Source organism: Brucella sp. GW823-FHT04E01 (assembly GCF_058796175.1).
In genome coordinates, this window is record NZ_JBXAIK010000004.1 from 281,000 (window position 1) to 300,957 (window position 19,958).

Genomic DNA, 19,958 nt, shown 5'->3' on the forward strand with positions numbered 1-19,958 from the left:
GAGGATGAATTGTCATGATGCTTCCATTCAACGAATTGAATGGAAGCCAGCACTCATCACTTCAATAATTCAGGCAATCCAGCAACGCTATCCAGCACCACATCGGCATGAGGCTCCAGCGCCTCACGAGGAGAGTTGCCCGATAGAACACCGACCGCAAGCCCTGCCCCGGCAGCATGGGCTGTTTCCAGATCATGCAGATTGTCGCCGACCATGGCGATCTCGTGGGGTGCCAATCCCAGCTTTTCTGCAAAATAGAGCAGCGGGTCGGGATAAGGTTTTGGGCGCGCCGCCGTGTTGTAGCCAATCACGACTTCGAAGAGCCCGTGGATACCCAGAGCTTTGGCGGTAGCGTGGGCACCAGCCTCGGAATCGTTGGTGGCGATACCAAGGCGAAGCCCCATCTCCCGCAGCGTTTCCAGCGTTTCGCGAACGGCTTCGATCGCAACCGCCGAACGCGCACCTTCGGTGACGCAGTAAGCGTCATATTCTTCGACCAGTTTGCGCACCTGCTCGGATGCGACGTCTGGATGCCAAAGTGAAACGATATCTTCGACTGTACCTGCCGCGATGACCGAATTGGCCCGGAAACGCTCGGTCAGCCAGTCATAACCTCCCGCATCGAGCAACGCGCGAGCCCGCACCTCGTCGCCTTTTGCTGCACGCTGCGCCAGTTGCCACGAGATTGAAAACCAGGTGCGGTCGAAATCGATCAGGGTGCCGTCCTTGTCGAACAGGACGGCACGGATTGATTTCATACGCTCTGCGGAAAGCTTGTCGCTCATGCTTCCAGCGCACCGGCACGCTTCTTGACGGTTGAAGGCTGTGCTCCAAGCAGCTTGAGAAGATCATCCCCACGACGCACATAGCGCAGCGAGCGACGCGTCAGAATACGTCCATCCTGCGGTGCGGTCAGCGTGATATCGCCCTCTGGTTCACCCGGCTTCGTAACCACTGTAACCAGCTTCGTTCCCGCCTTTACTTCATCGCCCGGCGCTACATGAAAGAGCACCATACCGCCTTCCGGCGCGCGCAACATTTCAACATGTGAGAGCGGCGTGACAAGACCCTTATATTCCGTCTCTAGCTTCACATTGTCGTCGCGAACAACGCCCCGATGCACGAGGAATTTATACAGACCTTCGGCATCGCCTTTGCCCATATCGGCATAAACATCGCTCAAGCCACGGAATTCAACCGTTGTAACAGCCCGGCGCTTCATGTTGCGCTTGTCCGCCGGCAATTGCAGAACCGGATGCGCACAGGCTTCTTCAAAAGCTGCGTCGGCCGTCGTGTCCCATGCGAGGATTGCCGTCGAATTGAGCGCGATGGCCAGATCCTTCATGTCTTCGGCGAATTCCTCCGCGATATAAACGTAATTCTCGCTCTCGTCGTCGCAATGCAAGTCGAGCACGATGTCGTTCGGCAGGGCCAGCTTCAAAAGCGTCGCCTTCAGGCGCTGAGCCAGTGAGATCGGCGCATCCGGCTCCGGCAGTTCAGAGGTGTCAAAATCCGGCAGTAGCGGGAAAGCGCGATTGAAATTGGTCAGCGAAAACGTCTCGAAACGACCGAGATGCTGATGTGCCTGCCACTGATTGGAGCCGATCGGATTGGCTTGCGGAACAACGGTAATATTACCAAGAATGCGCCCTTCATCGGCGGCCTTCTTCAACATCGGAACCAGGAAATGAAGAGCCGCCTGCCCCGGAAGTTCCGCACCGTGAAGCGAAGATTGCAAATAGGCGGAAGGCGCATCGCTGTCCTTGCCTGCAAAGCGCAGCACGCGCAACTCGATGGCATTTCCCGGTACATCGCCGGCAAATTTTACGATCTCGGTTTTCATTTCATTTCCCATTTATTTCTCATGAAGAGAGCCGGGTTACAAACCCGGCTCTCCTTTATTTCTAGCTGTGCAGAGAATACCGTCAAGCTTTCCTTCGCGCATGCAGATGCGCGACAAGCCCTTGTGTGGAAGCGTCGCGACCGTCGCTGCTCTCCTCACCCGAAACCACCGGCAGAAGTTCGGTGGCAAGTTCCTTGCCAAGCTCCACGCCCCATTGATCGAAAGCATTGATGCCGAAAATCTGTGCTTCGACGAACACGCGGTGTTCATACAGCGCTACCAGACGTCCGAGAGCAAACGGATCAAGCTTGTCATGAACCAGCGTCAACGAAGGGCGATTGCCTGAGAAAACGCGATGCGGAGCAATGCGTTCAACTTCGCTCTCTGGCAGGTTCTTCGCCTTCAACTGCGCTCGCGCTTCATCAAGGGTACGCCCCTTCATCAAGGCCTCGGACTGTGCAAGGCAATTCGCCAGCAACATTTCATGTTGATGGTCGAGGTGCTTTTCATGGCCCTTTGCTGCAACGATGAACTCGAGCGGAATGGTGTCGGTGCCCTGATGCAGAAGCTGGAAGAAAGCGTGCTGGCCGTTCGTGCCAGGTTCACCCCAAACAACCGGGCCTGTCGGACCGGAAACCGGCTTGCCATCGACCGTGACGCTCTTGCCATTCGACTCCATGTCCAGCTGCTGCAGATAGGCTGGAAGACGGGCGAGACGCTGGTCGTATGGAATGATCGCACGGCTGCCATAACCACAGATCGCACGATGCCAGTAACCGATGAGACCCAGCCAGACGGCTAAGTTCTTTTCCAGCGGCGCATCTCGGAAATGCACATCCATTGAATGCGCACCTGCCAGAAACTTGCGGAAATCCTCCGGTCCAATCGCAATCATCACAGGCAGGCCGATGGCCGACCATACGGAATAACGTCCACCGACCCAGTCCCAGAAACCAAAGACCCGGTCTTCAGCAATGCCGAAGGCGGCAACCTTGTCCAATGCGGTTGAGACAGCAGCGAAATGGGCGCCCACAGCCGCTTCTCCAAGTGCATCTGCTACCCATTTACGCGCGGTCTGCGCGTTGGTCATTGTTTCGATGGTCGTGAACGTCTTGGAAGCGATGATGACAAGCGTCGTCGCAGGATCGAGAATGCCAAGCGTATCCGCAATATGAGCGCCGTCGATATTGGAGACGAAATGCGCACGCGGGCCATCATGATATGGGGAAAGAGCCAGAGTTGCCATGACCGGTCCGAGGTCGGACCCGCCAATGCCAATATTGACGATATCGGTGATCTTCTTTCCGGTCGCTCCCTTGATCGCGCCCGACCGAATGCCATCCGCAAATGCCGCCATACGGTCGAGCACTTCCTTTACATCCGGCAGCACATTGTGTCCGTCAACAAGCACTTCCTTCGAGGACGTGTCGCGCAGCGCGACATGGAGAACGGCACGGTCCTCCGTGTTGTTGATGTGCTCACCCGCAAACATCGCCGCACGACGACCTTCGACATCGGCAGCAATAGCGAGTTCCTTGAGGAGCCCGATCGTCTCGTCATTGACCCGGCATTTTGACCAGTCGAACAGAAGGTCATCCAGGGATAGCGAATACCGCTCGAACCGGCCCGGGTCTGATTTGAACGCCGCGCGCATATCGTGCGGGGCCGAATCTGCCCAGTGCTTTTTAAGCTTTGCGACCGTTGCTTCAAGCTTCGTCGCGTCTCTTGCCATGATGCTACTCCCGAATCAAATCGATTTAATTGCGGACATTAAGCGTTTTAGAGAGGATTTGCGGCAAATAAATTACCGAACTTCCAATTTGGACAGAGTGTCATATACACCATATTGATCAATTTAGGGTGATCCACCTCGGAGTGAAGCATGGACCTGACCGGAGAAGAGCGGATTGCGGCACCACGCCAAGCAGTCTGGGATGCGTTGAACGACATTGAAACGCTGAAATCCTGCATTCCCGGTTGCGAAGATATAGAGCGCATTTCGGAAACAGAGATACGTGCCGCCCTCAAAGTGAGTTTCGGAATCCTGAAAGTCCGCTTTCACGGCATTCTGGAATTGTCGAATATGAAACCGCCGGTCTCCTATACGATTTCCGGCCACGGGGAAGGCTCCATAGCAGGGTTTGCTCACGGTGCGACCGATGTGCGTCTGGACGAAGATGGTACCGACACGATTTTATCCTACGCCATACGTGGCGATGCCGGCGGCAAGGTGGCACAGATCGGCACGAAATTGCTCGGTTCAGTCGCACGAAAAATCGCAGACCGCTTCTTTGCCAATATCGCAGAAGCGGCGTCGAACGCCGCCGCAAAAACGACCTGATCCAGCTTCACTCTTATAAAGCTGCAACGGTGTTCCTTAACAATCCGGTATTCGATAATTCGCAATACTTCTTGAAAGCCCGCTGGCATGAAACCCAGAGACGTCGCGACCTATATTTTCCTTGCCGTAGCATGGGGACTTTCGTTCCTCGTGGTGCTGCGCGTGGTCGAAGCCTTTGGCTGGGCCGGTGCGGTTGCCTTCCGCTCTTTCATTGCCGCCGGAACACTTTTTGCAATCGCGAAACTCTCCGGACGCAATCTTGATTTTCAGGCGGGCTGGAAACCCTTCGCCGTGGTTGGTGCAACCACCGTTGCGGGCCAGCTTATTGGCCTTTCCTACGGGACGCCGCTGATCGGCACCGCAATGGCCGCGATCTGCGTCGCATCCATTCCGCTTTTCTCGATGGTTATCAGCCAGCTCTGGGGTCTCGACCGCATCACGTCGCGCGGCCTCATCGGCCTGCTCCTCGGCGTGACCGGCATTGTGCTTCTGGTCGGCTTCCCGGCTGTTGCGGTTACGCCTGAATTTATCATGGGCTGTATTGCTGTGCTTTTCTCCTGCTTCTCGGCAGCATTCGGCAGCAACTATGCAAGCCGTCGTCTTTCTACCACCGGCTCATGGGAAACCACCATCGGCGCATTCGTGTTTGGCGGCATATTAAGTTTGCCACTGATCTTGGCCGTTCCTGTGCCAGCCATGCCGGGGATGATTGATTTTGTATATCTGCTGATCTCGGCATGTGTGATGAGTGCGCTTACCTATGTGCTTTACTTCAAACTGGTTGGAAATGTCGGCCCGACCAAAGCCATCAGCGTTGAATTCGTCGTGACTGTCATCGCGGTTCTCGTCGGTGCGGTGTTCCTCAAAGAACAGCTTTCCTTGATCCAGTTTGTCGGCGCTGCTGTCATCATCAGTGGCTGTGCTCTGGTGCTAAGCTCACGCCCGGCACTACCCAAAGAATCCCAAACTTTCCCTACCTCGGAAGCGACACCGGACGGCCTCAAGTCCGATCCGCTTTGATTTCACACTCTGATCAACTGTCAAAGGCCCGCGCTTCCAAAGCCGGGCCTTTCTCTATTTCTAGTGCCTAACTCTCATAAATTGACCAGATGATAAAAAATTTGACCTTCCGTAAAAATCTGTCATCCTGTCATTAACGGGCATCACGCGACGGCAAAGATCGCAGCCCGGAACAACGTTTAAGGTGCGCAAAGGGAACCCGCGCCTGAACAAGCAAAAATGGGAGATGCGATCGATGAGATCAGCAGACAATTCGCCTATTGATGCAGTCGATAATCCGGGACATACGAACGGGCCTGATATTCACGGCTCGCGGCTTGAGAAGGCCGACTATGCGCATGTTTTTGATGATCTGCATCCGCCGCTGAACAAGCATGAAGCCCTCGTTGAATCCGACCGCTGCTATTATTGCTATGACGCACCTTGCATGAATGCATGTCCTACCAGCATCGATATTCCGCGTTTCATTCGCCAGATTAACACCGGCAATGCCATCGGTGCAGCCAAGACCATTCTCTCAGAAAATATTCTGGGCGGCATGTGCGCCCGCGTTTGCCCGACAGAAACGCTCTGCGAAGAAGTGTGTGTTCGCGAAACCTCCGAAGGCAAACCGGTCAAGATCGGTGAATTGCAGCGCTATGCCACAGATGTTCTGATGGAAACCGGCAATCATCCATTCAAGCGCGCACCCGATACTGGCAAGCACATCGCAATCGTTGGCGCGGGCCCGGCAGGTATCTCCGCAGCACATCGCCTTGCGATGTATGGGCATCAGGTGACGATTTTTGAAGCGCGACCCAAGGGCGGCGGTCTTAATGAATATGGTATTGCCGCCTATAAGACGGTCAATAATTTCGCCCAGCGCGAACTGGAATTCGTGCTGAAAATCGGCGCGATCAATATCGAATATAACCAGACGCTCGGTCAGGACATCACCATTGAAACGCTGAAGGCTGGCTATGATGCAGTTTTCCTCGGCATGGGCATGCCAGGCGTCAACGATCTGGCGCTTGTCGGCGAAGATGCGCCCAACGTGATCGATGCGGTGGATTACATCGCCAATCTGCGTCAGGCAAAAGACCTCTCATCCCTCCCCGTTGGCCGCAATGTGGTAGTGATCGGCGGCGGCATGACGGCGGTAGACGTTGCGATCCAGACCAAGAAGCTTGGCGCTGAAAACGTGACAATCGTTTATCGTCGCGGTCAGGAAAGCATGAATGCCAGCGCCTATGAGCAGGAACTGGCACAGATTCATGGCGTGGTGATCCGTCACTGGTTGCAACCGCATGCCCTTGAGCGGAACGAAGACGGCACGGTCAATGCCGTGGTCTTTGAATATACCAATGCCGATAGCGGCAAACTTTCCGGCACCGGCGAATATCTCATTCTTGAAGCCGATCAGGTGTTCAAGGCTATCGGCCAGAAGTTTGAACCAGAGCCAATTGCCGGGTCTGGCATCGGACTTTCCAAAGGGCGCATCAGCGTCGATGAAGATCGTCGCACATCCGTTGAGGGCATATGGGCAGGAGGCGACTGCGTTGCAGGTGGTCAGGATCTGACCGTTGCATCGGTGGAAGACGGCAAGGTTGCAGCAGAATCCATCCATGCGACGCTGACAAAACGTCCCGAAGCGATTGAAGGTTTTGCCGATGCGGTGTTGTCGGGCGGCGCACTTCATGCGCCCTCCCCGTCTGCTTCGCGTGACCGCAGTGTGCCATTGGGCCAGGAACAGGGCTGAGGAGAGTAAAAATGGCTGATCTTTCAACGAACTTCCTCGGCATCAAGTCTCCAAACCCGTTCTGGCTGGCTTCGGCCCCACCGACGGACAAAGCTTACAATGTCGAACGGGCTTTCAAGGCTGGCTGGGGTGGCGTGGTCTGGAAAACGCTGGGGGCTGAAGGCCCGCCGGTCGTAAACGTCAATGGTCCGCGCTATGGCGCTATCCATGGTGCTGACCGGCGCCTGCTGGGTCTCAACAATATCGAGCTGATCACCGACCGGCCACTGGAAGTGAACCTGCGCGAAATGAAAGAAGTGAAAATGCGCTGGCCCGACCGCGCATTGATCGCTTCGATCATGGTGCCATGCGAAGAAGAAGCGTGGAAAGCAATCCTGCCCCTGGTGGAAGAAACCGGTGCCGACGGCATCGAGCTGAACTTTGGCTGTCCGCACGGCATGAGCGAACGCGGCATGGGTGCGGCTGTCGGTCAGGTGCCGGAATATGTCGGGATGGTCGTGAAATGGTGCAAGCAATATAGCCGTATGCCGGTGATCACCAAGCTGACGCCGAACATCACCGATATTCGCAAGCCAGCGCGTGGCGCGAAAGAAAACGGCACCGATGCGGTATCGCTGATCAACACGATCAATTCGATTGTTTCGGTTGATTTGGACAGCATGTCGCCGGTCCCATCCATTGACGGTCGCGGCAGCCATGGCGGCTATTGCGGACCAGCGGTCAAGCCGATTGCGCTCAACATGGTGGCGGAAATTGCGCGCGATCCTGAAACCTATGGCCTGCCGATTTCAGGCATTGGCGGGATTACCACATGGCGCGATGCTGCGGAATTTATCGCGCTCGGCTGCGGCACGGTTCAGGTCTGTACCGCTGCTATGACCTATGGCTTCAAGGTCGTTGAAGAAATGATCGACGGTCTTTCCGACTGGATGGATAGTAAAGGCTATCAGACGCTGGACGATTTCCGCGGCATGGCTGTGGGGCATGTCAGCGACTGGCAGTATCTCAACCTCAATTATGTCACCAAGGCACGGATCGATCAGGATTCCTGCATCAAGTGCGGCCGTTGCCATATTGCCTGCGAAGATACCTCGCATCAGGCAATCACCAGTCTGGTGAATGGTGCGCGCCACTTTGAGGTGATCGATGAGGAATGCGTTGGCTGCAATCTCTGCGTCAATGTCTGCCCGGTCGAGGATTGCATCACCATGGAGCAGATCGGCGATTTCGATCCGCGCACCAAGGCACCGATCCCGGCACAATATGCCAATTGGACCACGCATCCAAACAATCCGATGGCCGTGAAAGAGGCCGCGGAATAAAACAAAGACGCCGGGCAAAAGCTCGGCGTTTTGATGTTAGCGGCTGACGCGTTTGCCTTTTTTCGGCTCGAACACATGGCTTGTTGCCGGATCAATCGCAATGGTCAGCACATCGCCCGGACGCACGGTCAGGCGCTCGCGGAACAGGCAGGTAATCGGCTGATCACCGAGCTTGCCCATGACCATGATTTCCGAGCCGGTGGGTTCAACGATTTCGACCGTGACTGGAACGCCCTGCTCTGCGATCTTCATATGCTCAGGGCGCACACCATAAACAGCCTTGCCCGAAAGACTTGCATAATCGCCTTCCGGAAGCGGCATACGGAAGCCGCCGTCGGCCACAAACGAACCTTCTTCGATCTTGCCATTGACGAAGTTCATCGATGGTGAACCGATGAAGCCAGCCACAAACATGTTGGCCGGACGGTCATAAAGATCGAGCGGCGCGCCGATCTGTTCCACGAGGCCATCGCGCATGACGACGATCTTATCAGCCATGGTCATGGCTTCGATCTGATCGTGGGTCACGTAAATCGTGGTGGTCTTTAGGCGCTGATGCAGTCCCTTGATCTCACCGCGCATCTGCACGCGCAATTTAGCGTCGAGATTGGAGAGCGGTTCGTCAAACAGAAACACCTGCGGATCGCGAACAATCGCACGGCCCATGGCCACACGCTGGCGCTGACCGCCGGAAAGCTGGCGTGGAAAGCGGTCGAGCAGCTTGTTGAGGCCGAGGATTTCTGCTGCACGATTAACGCGGCTGTCGCGTTCTTCCTTCGGTGCATTTTTCAGCATGAGCGCGAAGCCCATATTGTCGGCCACCGTCATATGCGGATAGAGCGCATAATTCTGGAACACCATGGCAATATCGCGCTCTTTAGCGCGTAGGTCATTGACCACACGCGGACCAATGGCGATTTCGCCGTCACTGATTTCCTCAAGCCCTGCGATCATGCGCAGAAGCGTGGATTTTCCGCAGCCCGACGGGCCGACCAACACGACAAATTCGCCGTCCTGAATATCCACGGACACGCCGTGCAACACGCCGACATTGCCATATTTCTTGATTGCATTTCGGATGGATACAGATGCCATCTTGAACCTCAACTCTTATTTGACGGCGCCTGCTGTCAGACCTGCAACGATCTGGCGCTGTGCGAAAACGGTTAGCAACAGGACCGGCAATGTGACCACAAGGGCTGCGGCGGCAAGCGGACCCCAGCTGACCTGTTCAAAGGACAGCATGTTGTAAACTGCGACCGGCAGGGTGCGTGTCTCGCGGCTTGCAAGCACGATGCCGAAAACGAAATTGTTCCACGAGAAGATCACCGCAAGGATGAGCGACACCACAACGCCCGGCTTGGCGATTGGAAGTGCCACCTTCATGAACACCTGCCACGAGGATGCGCCATCGATAATGGCGGCTTCTTCAAGCTCCAACGGCGTTGTCTCGAAGTAGCCGATCATGATCCAGATCACGATTGGAACAGTCACAACCAGATGGATGATGATCTGCGGCCAGAGGGTGCCGAGCAGTCCGAGCGTCTGAAACAGCAGAAACAGCGGGATCAGGTAGGACAGACCCGGCGTCATACGCGCAATCATGATGACGATTGCCGACTTGTTGGCGCGCAGTCGTGCAATGCCGTAGCCTGCCGGAACCCCGACCAGCAATGCCAGCAAAGTCGCTGTTCCGGTCACGAGAATACTGTTCCAGAAATAGAGCAGAAAATCGTTGGTCTCGAAAATTCCGCTATAGTTCGACCACGCGATGCGGTCGGGGATCAGGATCGGTGGATAGGCGCCGTTGTCGATTTCATATTTCAAGGAAAGCGACAGCATCCAGACGAAGAAGAAGATTGCAGGCGACACGATGATGAAAACCATGAGTGCCGTGCCAAGCTTTGAAAGAATTGACTTGCGTGCCATGGTCGGTCCTCACGAGTTCCATTTGGTTCGCTGGCGCAGGGCCAGAAGGATCATCGACATGGCGATAATGACAATGAAGAACACCACGGCAATCGCCGATCCATAGCCAATGTCATAATAGGAAAACGCCACGTTATAGAGATAGATATTGATGGTTTCCGATGCCGTTCCGGGACCGCCCTGCGTCATCGCATAGATAATGTCGAAGCTTTTCAGCGCATCGATCGAGCGGATGATGACGGCCACCATGATAAAGGGCAGGATCATCGGAAGCGTGATATAGCGGAACTTCTGCCAGCCATTGGCACCATCGATTTCCGCACTTTCAAACGGATCGCGCGGCATGGAGGCCAAGCCGCCGAGCACAATCAGCATGACCAGCGGCGTCCACTGCCAGGTTTCAACCAGCACCAGCGACGGGATAACCGTGCTCTGATTAAATATCCACTCCTGCGGCGCAATGCCGATCAGCGAGAGAAGATAGTTCAGCACACCGAGCTGCGGGTGATACATCATCGTCCAGACAAGGGCGACGGCAACCGGCGTCGCCATCATCGGCATCACGAAAATACCGCGCAACAGCCCGCGCATTGGCAGCTTGCTGTCAAAGACCAGCGCTGCAATCGTGCCCAGAATCATCGGCGCCACGACCGAGAGAACTGTATAGACAAGCGTATGCCACATGGATTCCCAGAAGCGCATATCGGCTGCAAGACGCAGATAATTGTCGAAGCCGACAAAGCTCTGCTCCCCGCCGAGCTGCCACTGGTTGGCGCTCATCCAGAGCGTAAACACCCATGGGAAGACGATCACCGCCCCGACGGTAATCAAGGCTGGAAGAACAAATGGCCAGTAACTTGGCCGCAAGCGGCTCTTGCCAGTCTTGGTGGAGGAAGCTGCATTGGCAGCAGCTTCCGTTTTTGCACCTATCGGGGCGGCAGATGTCATTTTCCTTCGCTCCGTGCGAGGACCGGACGGAATTCTTCCGTCGCGCGTTTCATTTCAGTTTCTGCATCCGCACCATTCAACAGATTGGTGAGGCCGACACCGATAATGTCGCGGAATTCCGTGACAGGTACGATGACCGGCAGGCAGAGCTGGCTGATTGGTGCGGATTTTGACAGAGCTTCCACCCAGCCCGCTGGCATGGTAACGCCCTTGCGCACGGCTTCATCATCGATGACCGACTTGCGGAACGGAACACCCGATCCCGACTGCAACAGGCGAGCGCCCATTTCCTTGGAAATGGCCCACTGGCAATACAGATATGCAGCTTCCTTGTTCTTGGAAGCTTCGGTCACGCCGATACCATCGCCGGTGGTTGGTGCTGCCTGCGCATTCGGGCCTGCTGGCATGACGCCATAGCCAACCTTGCCGACAACACGCGACTTGTTCGGATCTTCGAGCGGCGGCGCAAAGCCGATACCGTCGAGCCACATGCCGACACGGCCCTGCAGGAAGTTCGACTGGCATTCAGCCCAGTTAAAGCCTGCAACACCGGGAGGTGCCGATTTGGTCATCAGGCGCTGATAGAGCTTGGCGGCTTCAATCCCTTCAGCCGAATCCGTCTGCAGATTACCGTCTGCGTCAACCGACTGCTTGCCATAGCCGAGCAGGAGGCTGGTATAGACCGGCGCATTGGCATTCTTCATGCCGCGAGCGACAAAACCATAGGTTCTGGTTGATGGATCGGTGAGCGCTTCTGCAGCGGCAACCAATTCTTCAAAAGTCTTCGGGAATTCGATGCCCTTGGCGGCAAAGAGTTCCTTGTTCCAGTAGATGATCCAGTAATCGACCGAGAAAGGCAGCGCGCCGAAGCGGCCATTGGCATCCTTGGCGAAGGTCAGACCGGCGCTTGCAAAATCATCTTCTGTGAGTGATGCATCGGTCAGCGTCGGGTCTTTCAGAAACGGGTTGAGGTCGGCAAGCCAGCCACCCTTTTCAAATTGACGCTTCTGAACGTGATAGCTGATGTGAATAACGTCGAAGCTTGGACGACCGGACGTCAGCTCGATCACCGCTTTCTGGCGCTGCTGCTGTTCCGGCATCTGCTCGGAATTGACCTTGATGCCGGTGAGCTCTTCGAATTCCTTCTGATATTTCTGAAGGATTTCGCCGCGCGGGCTCTTGATAAGATTTACTTCAAGCGTGGTGCCAGCATATTTCTTCCAGTCAACGGTCGACTGCGCGAAAGATGGGCTGATGCCCGTGACACCCGAGGCGGCGATGGCCGCTGTTCCCGCCAGAAACTGACGACGTGTTGGACGTAATAGATTCATTACATGCTCCTCCCCTATGGCTTCTTGGCCCTATCATTCTTCCGGCCCGGCAACTCCTCTTGCGCGGCCCTGGTTGTTAAATCTGCAAAGCCAGCTTCCGTGCATTGTTGATGTGAACGGCGATGGCATCCATGGCTGTCTGCGGATCGCGTGTTTCGATTGCAGCAAGCACAGCGAGATGCTCCTGCATGACCGGGATAACACGCCCGGTGATACGGAAGCGCTCCTGATTGATCAGGCGCATCTTGATCGTATTGGTCTGGTAAGCACGCCAGATGATCTCATTATCGAGCGAGCCGACAATTGTGTCGTGCAGGCTCCAGTCGATATTCTGCGCCCGTTCTTCAAGCTCCGGCGTTTCACCTTCGCTCATTGCGCGATTGAGAGTGTCTTCATGCTCGGCACGCAGCGAACGCAACAGCTCGTCGGAAGCCGACTGACAGAAAATCGCAATCGACTCCTTTTCGATGAAAAGGCGAAACTGAAACGCTTCACGGATCAGATTAAGATCGATATGGGCGATCTGGAGCCCGCGCTGCGGCACTGTCTTGATAAGACCTTCCGCCTCAAGGCGCGGGATCAGTTCGCGGATCGCACCCAGTGGCAAGCCCGTCATGGTGACGAGCTGGCGCTGCGAAACGAACTGGCCCGGATGAAAATCACGCGCCAGCAAATGCTGGGTGAAGCTCTGATAAGCCTTATCCCGCAATTTTACTGGTTCGTTGTGATCGTCTGCCAAAGCCTGCCCCCTCTTGGTCCCGTTTGCTTATGCCGCCCTTAAGCTGCTTTTGCCATATGCAAACGGTCGAATACACTGCCGATTGCATCGAAATCCGCATCATTCAGTGAAATCAGCGGTGCACGTACGCGACGCCATTCCTTGTCACCCGTATGACGCGCCACCATGGCCTTGACCGCAGGCGTTACCGGATAGTTCAGCAATTGCTGTACTGCGCCGACCAGTTCGGCATCGTCCTGACCGTCGTTGATCATGCCCAGCAGGCGATCCGGGAACAGATTGGCCATGCCGGAAATCGCACCCTGCCCGCCGAGACGTACGCCGGCAGCAAGGTCGCGTTCATCGCCGATCAGGATCGCAATGTCTTTATGCGCAGCAAGCAACTTTTCCGTATAGGCCCAGTTACCGGACGAATCCTTCACGCCGATGATGATGTCACCGAAAGTTGCGCGCAGGCGACCGATGAGATCGACCGACAGTTCAACTGCAGTCACCGACGGAATATTGTAGAGAATGATGCTGCGGGCATTACTGCCCAGACCTTTGAACACCGCTGAAAACCAGTTGAACAGACCTTCGTCGGAGAGATTCTTGAAATAGGAAGGCGGCGCCAGAAGAATAGCCTTGCAGCCGCGACGCAGCGCATCGGCCGACTGCAGGACCGCATCGGCAATCGAATTTTCCATGACGCCGACAACGATGTTCGCAGCCGGGAAGCCCTGCGCGATGAAGGCATCGAGAAGTGCTACGCGCTCAGCATCGGCAATTGATGACCCTTCGCCAGTGGTGCCAAATAAGGTTACGCTTGAGCAGCCGCTGTCGAGGCGTGCGCGTGCGTGCTTCAGCGCACGGCTGACATCGATTTTGCCATCTACATCGAATGGCGTCGTAAGCGCTGCAGAGAGTCCAAAGCGCTCCTGACCAGAATTATTGTGTGCCAAAACTGGCTCCTCCCAAATTTGAACCTTAAGCTTGCACATACTAACATGTTAGTAAAGAGTCAATTCGAGTTCAGTGCGCAATCGCATGATTTTGGGAGAACGTGGGAGAAAGCAGAATTCGAGCGCTGACCTCTCCTTCCCTCATCCTGAGGAGCTGTTGAAAACAGCGTCTCGAAGGACGAGGGAAAATGAACCAAATGCCTCCCCTCGTCCTTCGACACGGTGCTTCGCATCGGCTCAGGATGAGGGAGGGGACGACAGGAGACGTTCAATTTATCGGACTGGAACAACGCCGGTTTCGATGAAAGAAAGAACTTCTGTTTTGCTTGGCGAACCGGCACGTCCGCCGAAGCGCGCGCATTTGATGGCGGCGGAAGCATTGGCAAAGCGGATGATGTCGGTCATCGGCTTCCCTTCCACCAGACCATGCGCGAAAGCGCCATGGAAGACGTCGCCCGCGGCCAGCGTATCGACTGCATTAACCTTGAAGCCCGCCACATGGGAAACAGGCTTGCCAGCACCTTCAGTCCAATAGCAGCCATCTGCGCCAGCCGTGACGGATGTGAAAACATCATAGCGGTTGCTAAGAATACGGACGCATTCGTGCAGATCCGTCGTGCCCGTGACGCTGATTGCAGCGGGTTCCGACGCAACAATATGGGTTGCAAGCGGTAGCAGCGTTTCCAGCAATTCGACAGGCGCGGTATCGGCATCCAGAATCGCCGGAATACCGGCATCGCGAGCCGCACGCAGCGCCGTTTCCGCAGCCCACGGCCAGCGCACATCGGTCATAACAGCCGCATAGGCTCCCGCCACAATCGGCGGCACCAGATCAGACGGGCTTGCAAGCTTGCGATCATAAAAGGGCACAATGATGCGTTCGCCATTTGCATCGACAAGGATTGAAGAGAAGGCCGTGCGTGCGCCTTCCAGCCGCCGGATATAGGAACAATCAATGCCTTCGGCTTCCAGTTCGGCGACGGCGCGATCGCCCACCGGATCAGTCCCCGCAGAAGCCCAGAGCGCCACGTCGCCGCCAAGCCGGGCAATCGCGGCAGCGGCGCTCGAGGCCATGCCAGCTGCAATCTCGACCGCTTCGCGCGGCAGATATTTGCCTGCCTGTTCGGGAAGCGTGTCGAGGCGGAAAATGGTGTCCATTGTGAGGGCACCGACACAGAGAATTTTGGAAGTCATGATTAGGAAATGAGGCCTTCCGAGCGAAGCATGTTCCAGAATTCATCCGGAATCGACTGCTCGAACCAGACCACATTTTGCCTGATCTGTTCTGGCGAACGGACGCCGATCAGAATGGAGCTAACGGCCTCATGCCTCAACGGAAACTGCATGGCGGCAGCGGCAAGCGGCACATTAAACTGATCGCAAATATCATGCAGACGATTGGTGCGCGCAATGATGTCGGCAGGTGCATCGGCATAGTCGAACTTCTGTTCGCCGCCGCGCGGTGCCGCCAGAATGCCTGAATTGAATACACCAGCAATCACCAGCGCCATGCCACGCTTTTGCGCCAGCGGCAGGAACTCTTTTTCAGAAACCTGATCGAGCAGTGAATAACGGCCAGCGAGAAGCGAGCAATCAAGATCAGCTTCTTCCAGCGCATCGCGAATGATCTGCCATTCGTTCACACCAAGACCAAAGCCCTTGATATTACCTGCCGCGCGCAACTCGGTCAGCGCACGGAAGCCGCCCCCCTTGGTCAGCGCATTCCAGTGAAGCTCGTGTCTGTCGCCATGGGTCACACGGCCAATATCGTGGACATAAAGCAGATCGATTTCAGGAAAGCCGAGGCGCTGTTGGCTGTCATCGAAGCTCCGCATGATGCCATCATAGCTGTAATCGAAAACCTCACGGAAATTGAGGCCATTATGCCAGCCCGAATCGAGCGGATTCTTTGGCGGCGATGGTGGCAGCGTGCGACCAGCACGCTCATTGGTCATCAGACGCCCGACTTTGGTGGAAATGACGGCGCGCTCGGGTTTTTCACGCAGCATATCGCCAAGAAGGTGCTCGCATCGGCCATAGCCATACATCGGCGCACTGTCGAAATAACGGATACCGCTGCCCCAACCAGCTTCCAGCAAAGCGTCCGCATCAGCACGCGAAACCGGCGCATACAGTCCGCCCAAAGGCGCGGTTCCCAGACCAAGCGCGGTTACAGTCAAACCAGTTCGGCCAAGCGTCCGCTTTTCGGATGCCTTCAATTGCATGGGTATCTCCTCGATCGCGGCATGCAGCATGCCGCACTCCTTTTTCAGCGCGTCTTATCCAAAAACCGCTTCACACTTTTTGGGACGCGCCGCCTCTTCCAGCGATTGATAGGAGCAAGCTTGCCGAAGCGCAATCGGAAAAGCATGCGCATGCAAACAGTCTATTCACTCGCAAATAAACCGCGCTTGACAGTCTCGAATTCCTGTCGATATTACTATGATGTCAGACCAATTTAAGAACCAATAAGGGAACCGGCTCTGACCTGATTGCGCGTTGAGACTCTGGGCCAGACCCTGGGCTAGTCTCTGGGCCAATCTGTGAAATGGAGGCAGAATGAAAGATCGCAGGCTGCTGCAGATTGCACCACTACCGCCGATGGATCGCGCCCGGCAGGTAACAGACGCGCTCGCCAACTACATCGCGACAGCGCATCTTCAGGCCGGTGATCGCCTCCCCGCTGAACGTGAATTGATGGCTGCACTGGCCGTGGGGCGCTCCACCATTCGCGAAGCAATCCGTCATTTTCAGGCATTGGGTGTGATCGAAGCTCGCAAAGGCAGCGGCACCTATCTGCTCAAGCCAATTTCGGCAGCAACCATTCATATGCCGCTTTCATTCGACCCCGCGCAATTGCGCGATGCATTGCTGCAATCGCTTGAAGTGCGCCGTGGCATCGAAGCCGAGGCCAGCATGGTCGCCGCCCGCAAACGCACGGCGGAAGACCTCGTCATCATCGAACGCAATCTCAATGAGATGGAGCGCGTTCATATCGCGGAAGGCACGTCAGGCCCGGAAGATCTGGCGTTTCATCTCGCCATTTACGACGCGACCCATAATCCGCTTTTCAGACAATTGCTCGAACAGATGCGCGAAGCCTTCTTGCACTTCTGGGATCATCCGTTTGAGCGGATCGACTTCGCGCGGCGGACCTTTCCGTTCCACCGCACGCTCTTTAACGCCATCGTGGCTCAGGACCCTGAAGCCGCACGGCAGGAAACACTCAAGATCCTCGACATTGTCGAGGAAGACATCAAGGAAATGTCCAAATGACCGACGGGATGGATCCGCTGGATTTCGCAGCGCTTACGGTTGCTCATGATGAAAGCAATGCCTACGACGCCGTGGTTCCACCCATCGTGCAGACCTCGCTTTTCACCTTCCCAAGCTATGACGACATGGTCGCCTCTTATCGCGGCGAAAAGGTTCGCCCGATCTACACACGCGGCCTCAACCCGACCGTGCGGGCATTTGAAGAAATGCTGGCAAAACTTGAAGGCGGCGAAGACGCGCTGGGCTTTGCCAGCGGCATGGCTGCCATCTCTTCAAGTGTGCTGGCCTTCGTCAATCCCGGTGATCGCATCGTTGCGGTACGTCATGTCTACCCGGATGCATTCCGCCTGTTTGGCACCATTATGAAGCGTATGCAGGTGCAGGTAGACTACGTCGATGGCCGCGACGAGGAAGCGGTTGCAAAAGCCCTGCCCGGTGCAAAGCTCTTCTACATGGAAAGCCCGACGAGCTGGGTCATGGAAGCCCATGATGTCGGTGCCCTGGCAGCGATTGCCAGGCAGCATGGCGTGCTGAGCATCATCGACAACAGCTGGGCCAGCCCGATCTTCCAGCGCCCACTGTCGCTTGGCGTTGATCTCGTCGTGCATTCGGCATCGAAATATCTCGGTGGCCATAGCGATGTCGTGGCCGGTGTCGTGACCGGATCGAAAGCCCTGATCAATACAATCCGCGCAGAAACCTATCCATATCTCGGCGGCAAGCTTTCACCGTTTGATGCGTGGCTTCTGGTGCGTGGCATGCGCACTTTGCCGACGCGCATGAAGGCGCACGAGGCTTCGGCACTGGAAATTGCAAAGCGTCTTCAGGCACTGGATGTGGTTGAAACCGTCTGCCACCCGGCACTTGCCAATCGTCTGCCTGCGGGTCTCAAGGGCACGTCCGGCCTGTTCTCGGTCATCTTCCGGGAAGGCGTGAACATTCGCGAATTCTGCAATCATCTCGATCTGTTCAAGCTCGGCGTGAGCTGGGGCGGTCATGAAAGCCTGATCGTGCCGGGCGAAGTCGTGCTGCAGCAGAAAGCACAGCCAAATTCGGCACATACGTTCGGCATCGACCCGCGCTCCGTGCGCCTGCATGTCGGACTGGAAGGAACGGAAGCGCTGTGGCGGGATATTGAAGGAGCGCTCGCAGCATCGACCGAATAACGAAAATCCAGTGAGGAGCAATAAGGGGAACTGCAATGAAAAAACTAATAGCAGCCGCATTCGCAACCATGCTTTTGAGCGGTACGGCGCTTGCCGATACCACTCTGAAGCTTGTTGAAGTCATCACCAGCCCGGAACGCACCAAGACGCTTGAATCCATCGTTGCCAAGTTTGAGGCAGCCAATCCGGGTACCAAGGTCGAAATCATCTCGCTGCCATGGGGCGAATCCTTCCAGAAATTCGCAACCATGGTTTCGGCTGGTGAAATTCCCGATGTCATGGAAATGCCGGACACCTGGGTTTCGCTCTATGCCAACAATGGCATGCTGGAAAACCTCGAGCCATATCTCGAAAAGTGGGAAACCACGCCAGACCTGACCGAGCGCGCACTTGAGCTTGGCCGCAGTGTCAACAACACAGCCTATACGCTGCCTTACGGCTTCTATCTGAACGCCATGTTCTACAACAAGAAGCTGCTGTCTGAGGCTGGTGTGTCCGAGCCGCCAAAGACGATGGACGAATTTGTCGAAGCCTCCAAAAAGATCGCAGCCCTTCCCGGCAAGTCCGGCTTCTGTATGCGTGGTGGCCCCGGTGGTCTCAATGGCTGGGTGATTTTTGCCGCATCCATGGCCGGTGACAATAAGTTCTTCAACGAAGACGGCACCTCGACCATGAACAGCGAAGGCTGGAAAAAGGGCATCACCTGGATGGTCGATCTCTACAAGAACGGCCTTGCACCGAAGGACAGCGTCAACTGGGGCTTCAACGAAACCGTCGCCGGTTTCTATAGCGGCACCTGCGCCTTCCTCAACCAAGATCCAGATGCGCTGATCGCCATTGCCGAACGCATGAAGCCGGAAGATTTCGGCGTCACCATCATGCCAAAGGGCCCGGATGGCAAAACCTTCCCGACCATCGGTTTTGCCGGCTGGTCGATGATGAGCGGCAGCCAGAACAAGGACCTCTCCTGGAAGCTGATCTCGATGCTTGAAGGTCCGGAAGGCAATATCGAATGGAACAAGCGCACCGGTGCATTGCCGGTTCTTAAATCTGCTCAGAACGATCCGTTCTATAGCGGCGAGCAGTTCAAGGGCTGGTTCGATGAACTGGCTGACAAGAACGTCGTTCCAACCGTCATGCCGACCTATCTGGAAGAATTTGCCTTCTTCAAGGATTCGCTCGTCATCAAGACCTCGCAGGAAGCGCTTCTCGGCGACATCACGCCAGATCAGCTGGCCGACCAATGGGCAGAATATCTGACCAAGGCACAGCAGAAGCACCTTTCAAAGCAATAGCACCATGAACAGCCTGCAGGCGTGGAACAACCGCGCCTGCAAAGCGAATGATGCAGCCCCGCGAAGGGA

18 protein-coding genes are annotated in these 19,958 nt (G+C 55.9%); 7 read left to right on the forward strand and 11 right to left on the reverse strand.

Annotated features, from left to right (window positions below; genetic code table 11):
* Window positions 1–56 precede the first annotated feature (56 nt).
* The 3 genes from AC1RHM_RS16500 to pgi all read right to left on the reverse strand — a co-directional run bounded on the left by AC1RHM_RS16500 (window position 57) and on the right by pgi (window position 3,575).
* On the reverse strand, window positions 57–785 hold the full coding sequence (locus AC1RHM_RS16500; RefSeq protein WP_010658194.1) for an HAD family hydrolase: 729 nt from the start codon (window positions 783–785) through the stop codon (window positions 57–59).
* The gene (locus AC1RHM_RS16505; protein WP_010658193.1) at window positions 782–1,843 is read right to left on the reverse strand and encodes a succinylglutamate desuccinylase/aspartoacylase family protein; all 1,062 of its coding nucleotides are present in this window, start codon (window positions 1,841–1,843) and stop codon (window positions 782–784) included. The genes AC1RHM_RS16500 and AC1RHM_RS16505 overlap by 4 nt, the downstream gene beginning before the upstream one ends.
* A gap of 82 nt (window positions 1,844–1,925) precedes the next feature.
* On the reverse strand, window positions 1,926–3,575 hold the full coding sequence (gene pgi, locus AC1RHM_RS16510; RefSeq protein ID WP_029925762.1) for a glucose-6-phosphate isomerase: 1,650 nt from the start codon (window positions 3,573–3,575) through the stop codon (window positions 1,926–1,928).
* Window positions 3,576–3,725: 150 nt separating this feature from the next.
* Between pgi and AC1RHM_RS16515 the strand changes: the two genes are divergently transcribed.
* The 4 genes from AC1RHM_RS16515 to preA all read left to right on the forward strand — a co-directional run bounded on the left by AC1RHM_RS16515 (window position 3,726) and on the right by preA (window position 8,264).
* Window positions 3,726–4,184 carry an SRPBCC family protein gene (locus tag AC1RHM_RS16515; protein WP_010658191.1) on the forward strand — a complete coding sequence of 153 codons (459 nt, stop codon included), beginning with the start codon at window positions 3,726–3,728 and terminating at the stop codon, window positions 4,182–4,184.
* 87 nt (window positions 4,185–4,271) lie between these two features.
* Window positions 4,272–5,204, forward strand: a complete 933-nt coding sequence (locus tag AC1RHM_RS16520; RefSeq protein WP_010658190.1) for a DMT family transporter — start codon at window positions 4,272–4,274, stop codon at window positions 5,202–5,204.
* A gap of 226 nt (window positions 5,205–5,430) precedes the next feature.
* Window positions 5,431–6,942 (forward strand): NAD(P)-dependent oxidoreductase, encoded by a 1,512-nt coding sequence (locus AC1RHM_RS16525; protein WP_029375879.1) that lies wholly within the window; start codon window positions 5,431–5,433, stop codon window positions 6,940–6,942.
* An 11-nt stretch (window positions 6,943–6,953) separates the two neighbouring features.
* Window positions 6,954–8,264, forward strand: coding sequence for an NAD-dependent dihydropyrimidine dehydrogenase subunit PreA (preA, locus tag AC1RHM_RS16530; RefSeq protein WP_010658188.1), 1,311 nt, complete (start codon window positions 6,954–6,956; stop codon window positions 8,262–8,264).
* 36 nt (window positions 8,265–8,300) lie between these two features.
* Here preA and AC1RHM_RS16535 read toward each other — a convergent pair whose 3' ends face one another.
* The 8 genes from AC1RHM_RS16535 to AC1RHM_RS16570 form a co-directional block, all read right to left on the reverse strand.
* The gene (locus AC1RHM_RS16535) at window positions 8,301–9,359 is read right to left on the reverse strand and encodes an ABC transporter ATP-binding protein (RefSeq protein ID WP_010658187.1); all 1,059 of its coding nucleotides are present in this window, start codon (window positions 9,357–9,359) and stop codon (window positions 8,301–8,303) included.
* Between the two features lie 15 nt (window positions 9,360–9,374).
* Window positions 9,375–10,193, reverse strand: coding sequence for a carbohydrate ABC transporter permease (locus AC1RHM_RS16540; protein ID WP_010658186.1), 819 nt, complete (start codon window positions 10,191–10,193; stop codon window positions 9,375–9,377).
* 9 nt (window positions 10,194–10,202) lie between these two features.
* Entirely contained in the window at window positions 10,203–11,141 is a 939-nt protein-coding gene (locus AC1RHM_RS16545) for a carbohydrate ABC transporter permease (protein ID WP_010658185.1), read from the reverse strand.
* Window positions 11,138–12,472, reverse strand: coding sequence for an ABC transporter substrate-binding protein (locus AC1RHM_RS16550; RefSeq protein WP_012090687.1), 1,335 nt, complete (start codon window positions 12,470–12,472; stop codon window positions 11,138–11,140). The genes AC1RHM_RS16545 and AC1RHM_RS16550 overlap by 4 nt, the downstream gene beginning before the upstream one ends.
* Before the next feature lie 76 nt (window positions 12,473–12,548).
* Window positions 12,549–13,211, reverse strand: a complete 663-nt coding sequence (locus AC1RHM_RS16555) for a GntR family transcriptional regulator (protein ID WP_012090686.1) — start codon at window positions 13,209–13,211, stop codon at window positions 12,549–12,551.
* A gap of 38 nt (window positions 13,212–13,249) precedes the next feature.
* A complete protein-coding gene (locus AC1RHM_RS16560; RefSeq protein WP_010658182.1) occupies window positions 13,250–14,152 on the reverse strand; it encodes a dihydrodipicolinate synthase family protein in 903 nt (300 codons plus the stop codon).
* Between the two features lie 273 nt (window positions 14,153–14,425).
* Window positions 14,426–15,346, reverse strand: coding sequence for a PfkB family carbohydrate kinase (locus tag AC1RHM_RS16565; protein WP_010658181.1), 921 nt, complete (start codon window positions 15,344–15,346; stop codon window positions 14,426–14,428).
* Between the two features lie 2 nt (window positions 15,347–15,348).
* On the reverse strand, window positions 15,349–16,377 hold the full coding sequence (locus tag AC1RHM_RS16570; RefSeq protein WP_029375877.1) for an aldo/keto reductase: 1,029 nt from the start codon (window positions 16,375–16,377) through the stop codon (window positions 15,349–15,351).
* Between the two features lie 334 nt (window positions 16,378–16,711).
* On the opposite strand from AC1RHM_RS16570, the gene AC1RHM_RS16575 reads away from it, so the two are divergent.
* The 3 genes from AC1RHM_RS16575 to AC1RHM_RS16585 are packed head-to-tail and all read left to right on the forward strand — an operon-like array spanning window position 16,712 to window position 19,889.
* Window positions 16,712–17,428 carry a FadR/GntR family transcriptional regulator gene (locus AC1RHM_RS16575; RefSeq protein ID WP_010658179.1) on the forward strand — a complete coding sequence of 239 codons (717 nt, stop codon included), beginning with the start codon at window positions 16,712–16,714 and terminating at the stop codon, window positions 17,426–17,428.
* A complete protein-coding gene (locus AC1RHM_RS16580) occupies window positions 17,425–18,594 on the forward strand; it encodes a PLP-dependent transferase (protein WP_010658178.1) in 1,170 nt (389 codons plus the stop codon). Before AC1RHM_RS16575 ends, AC1RHM_RS16580 begins: the two co-directional genes overlap by 4 nt.
* A 35-nt stretch (window positions 18,595–18,629) precedes the next feature.
* Window positions 18,630–19,889 carry an ABC transporter substrate-binding protein gene (locus AC1RHM_RS16585; protein WP_010658177.1) on the forward strand — a complete coding sequence of 420 codons (1,260 nt, stop codon included), beginning with the start codon at window positions 18,630–18,632 and terminating at the stop codon, window positions 19,887–19,889.
* The last annotated feature ends 69 nt before the right edge of the window (window positions 19,890–19,958 follow it).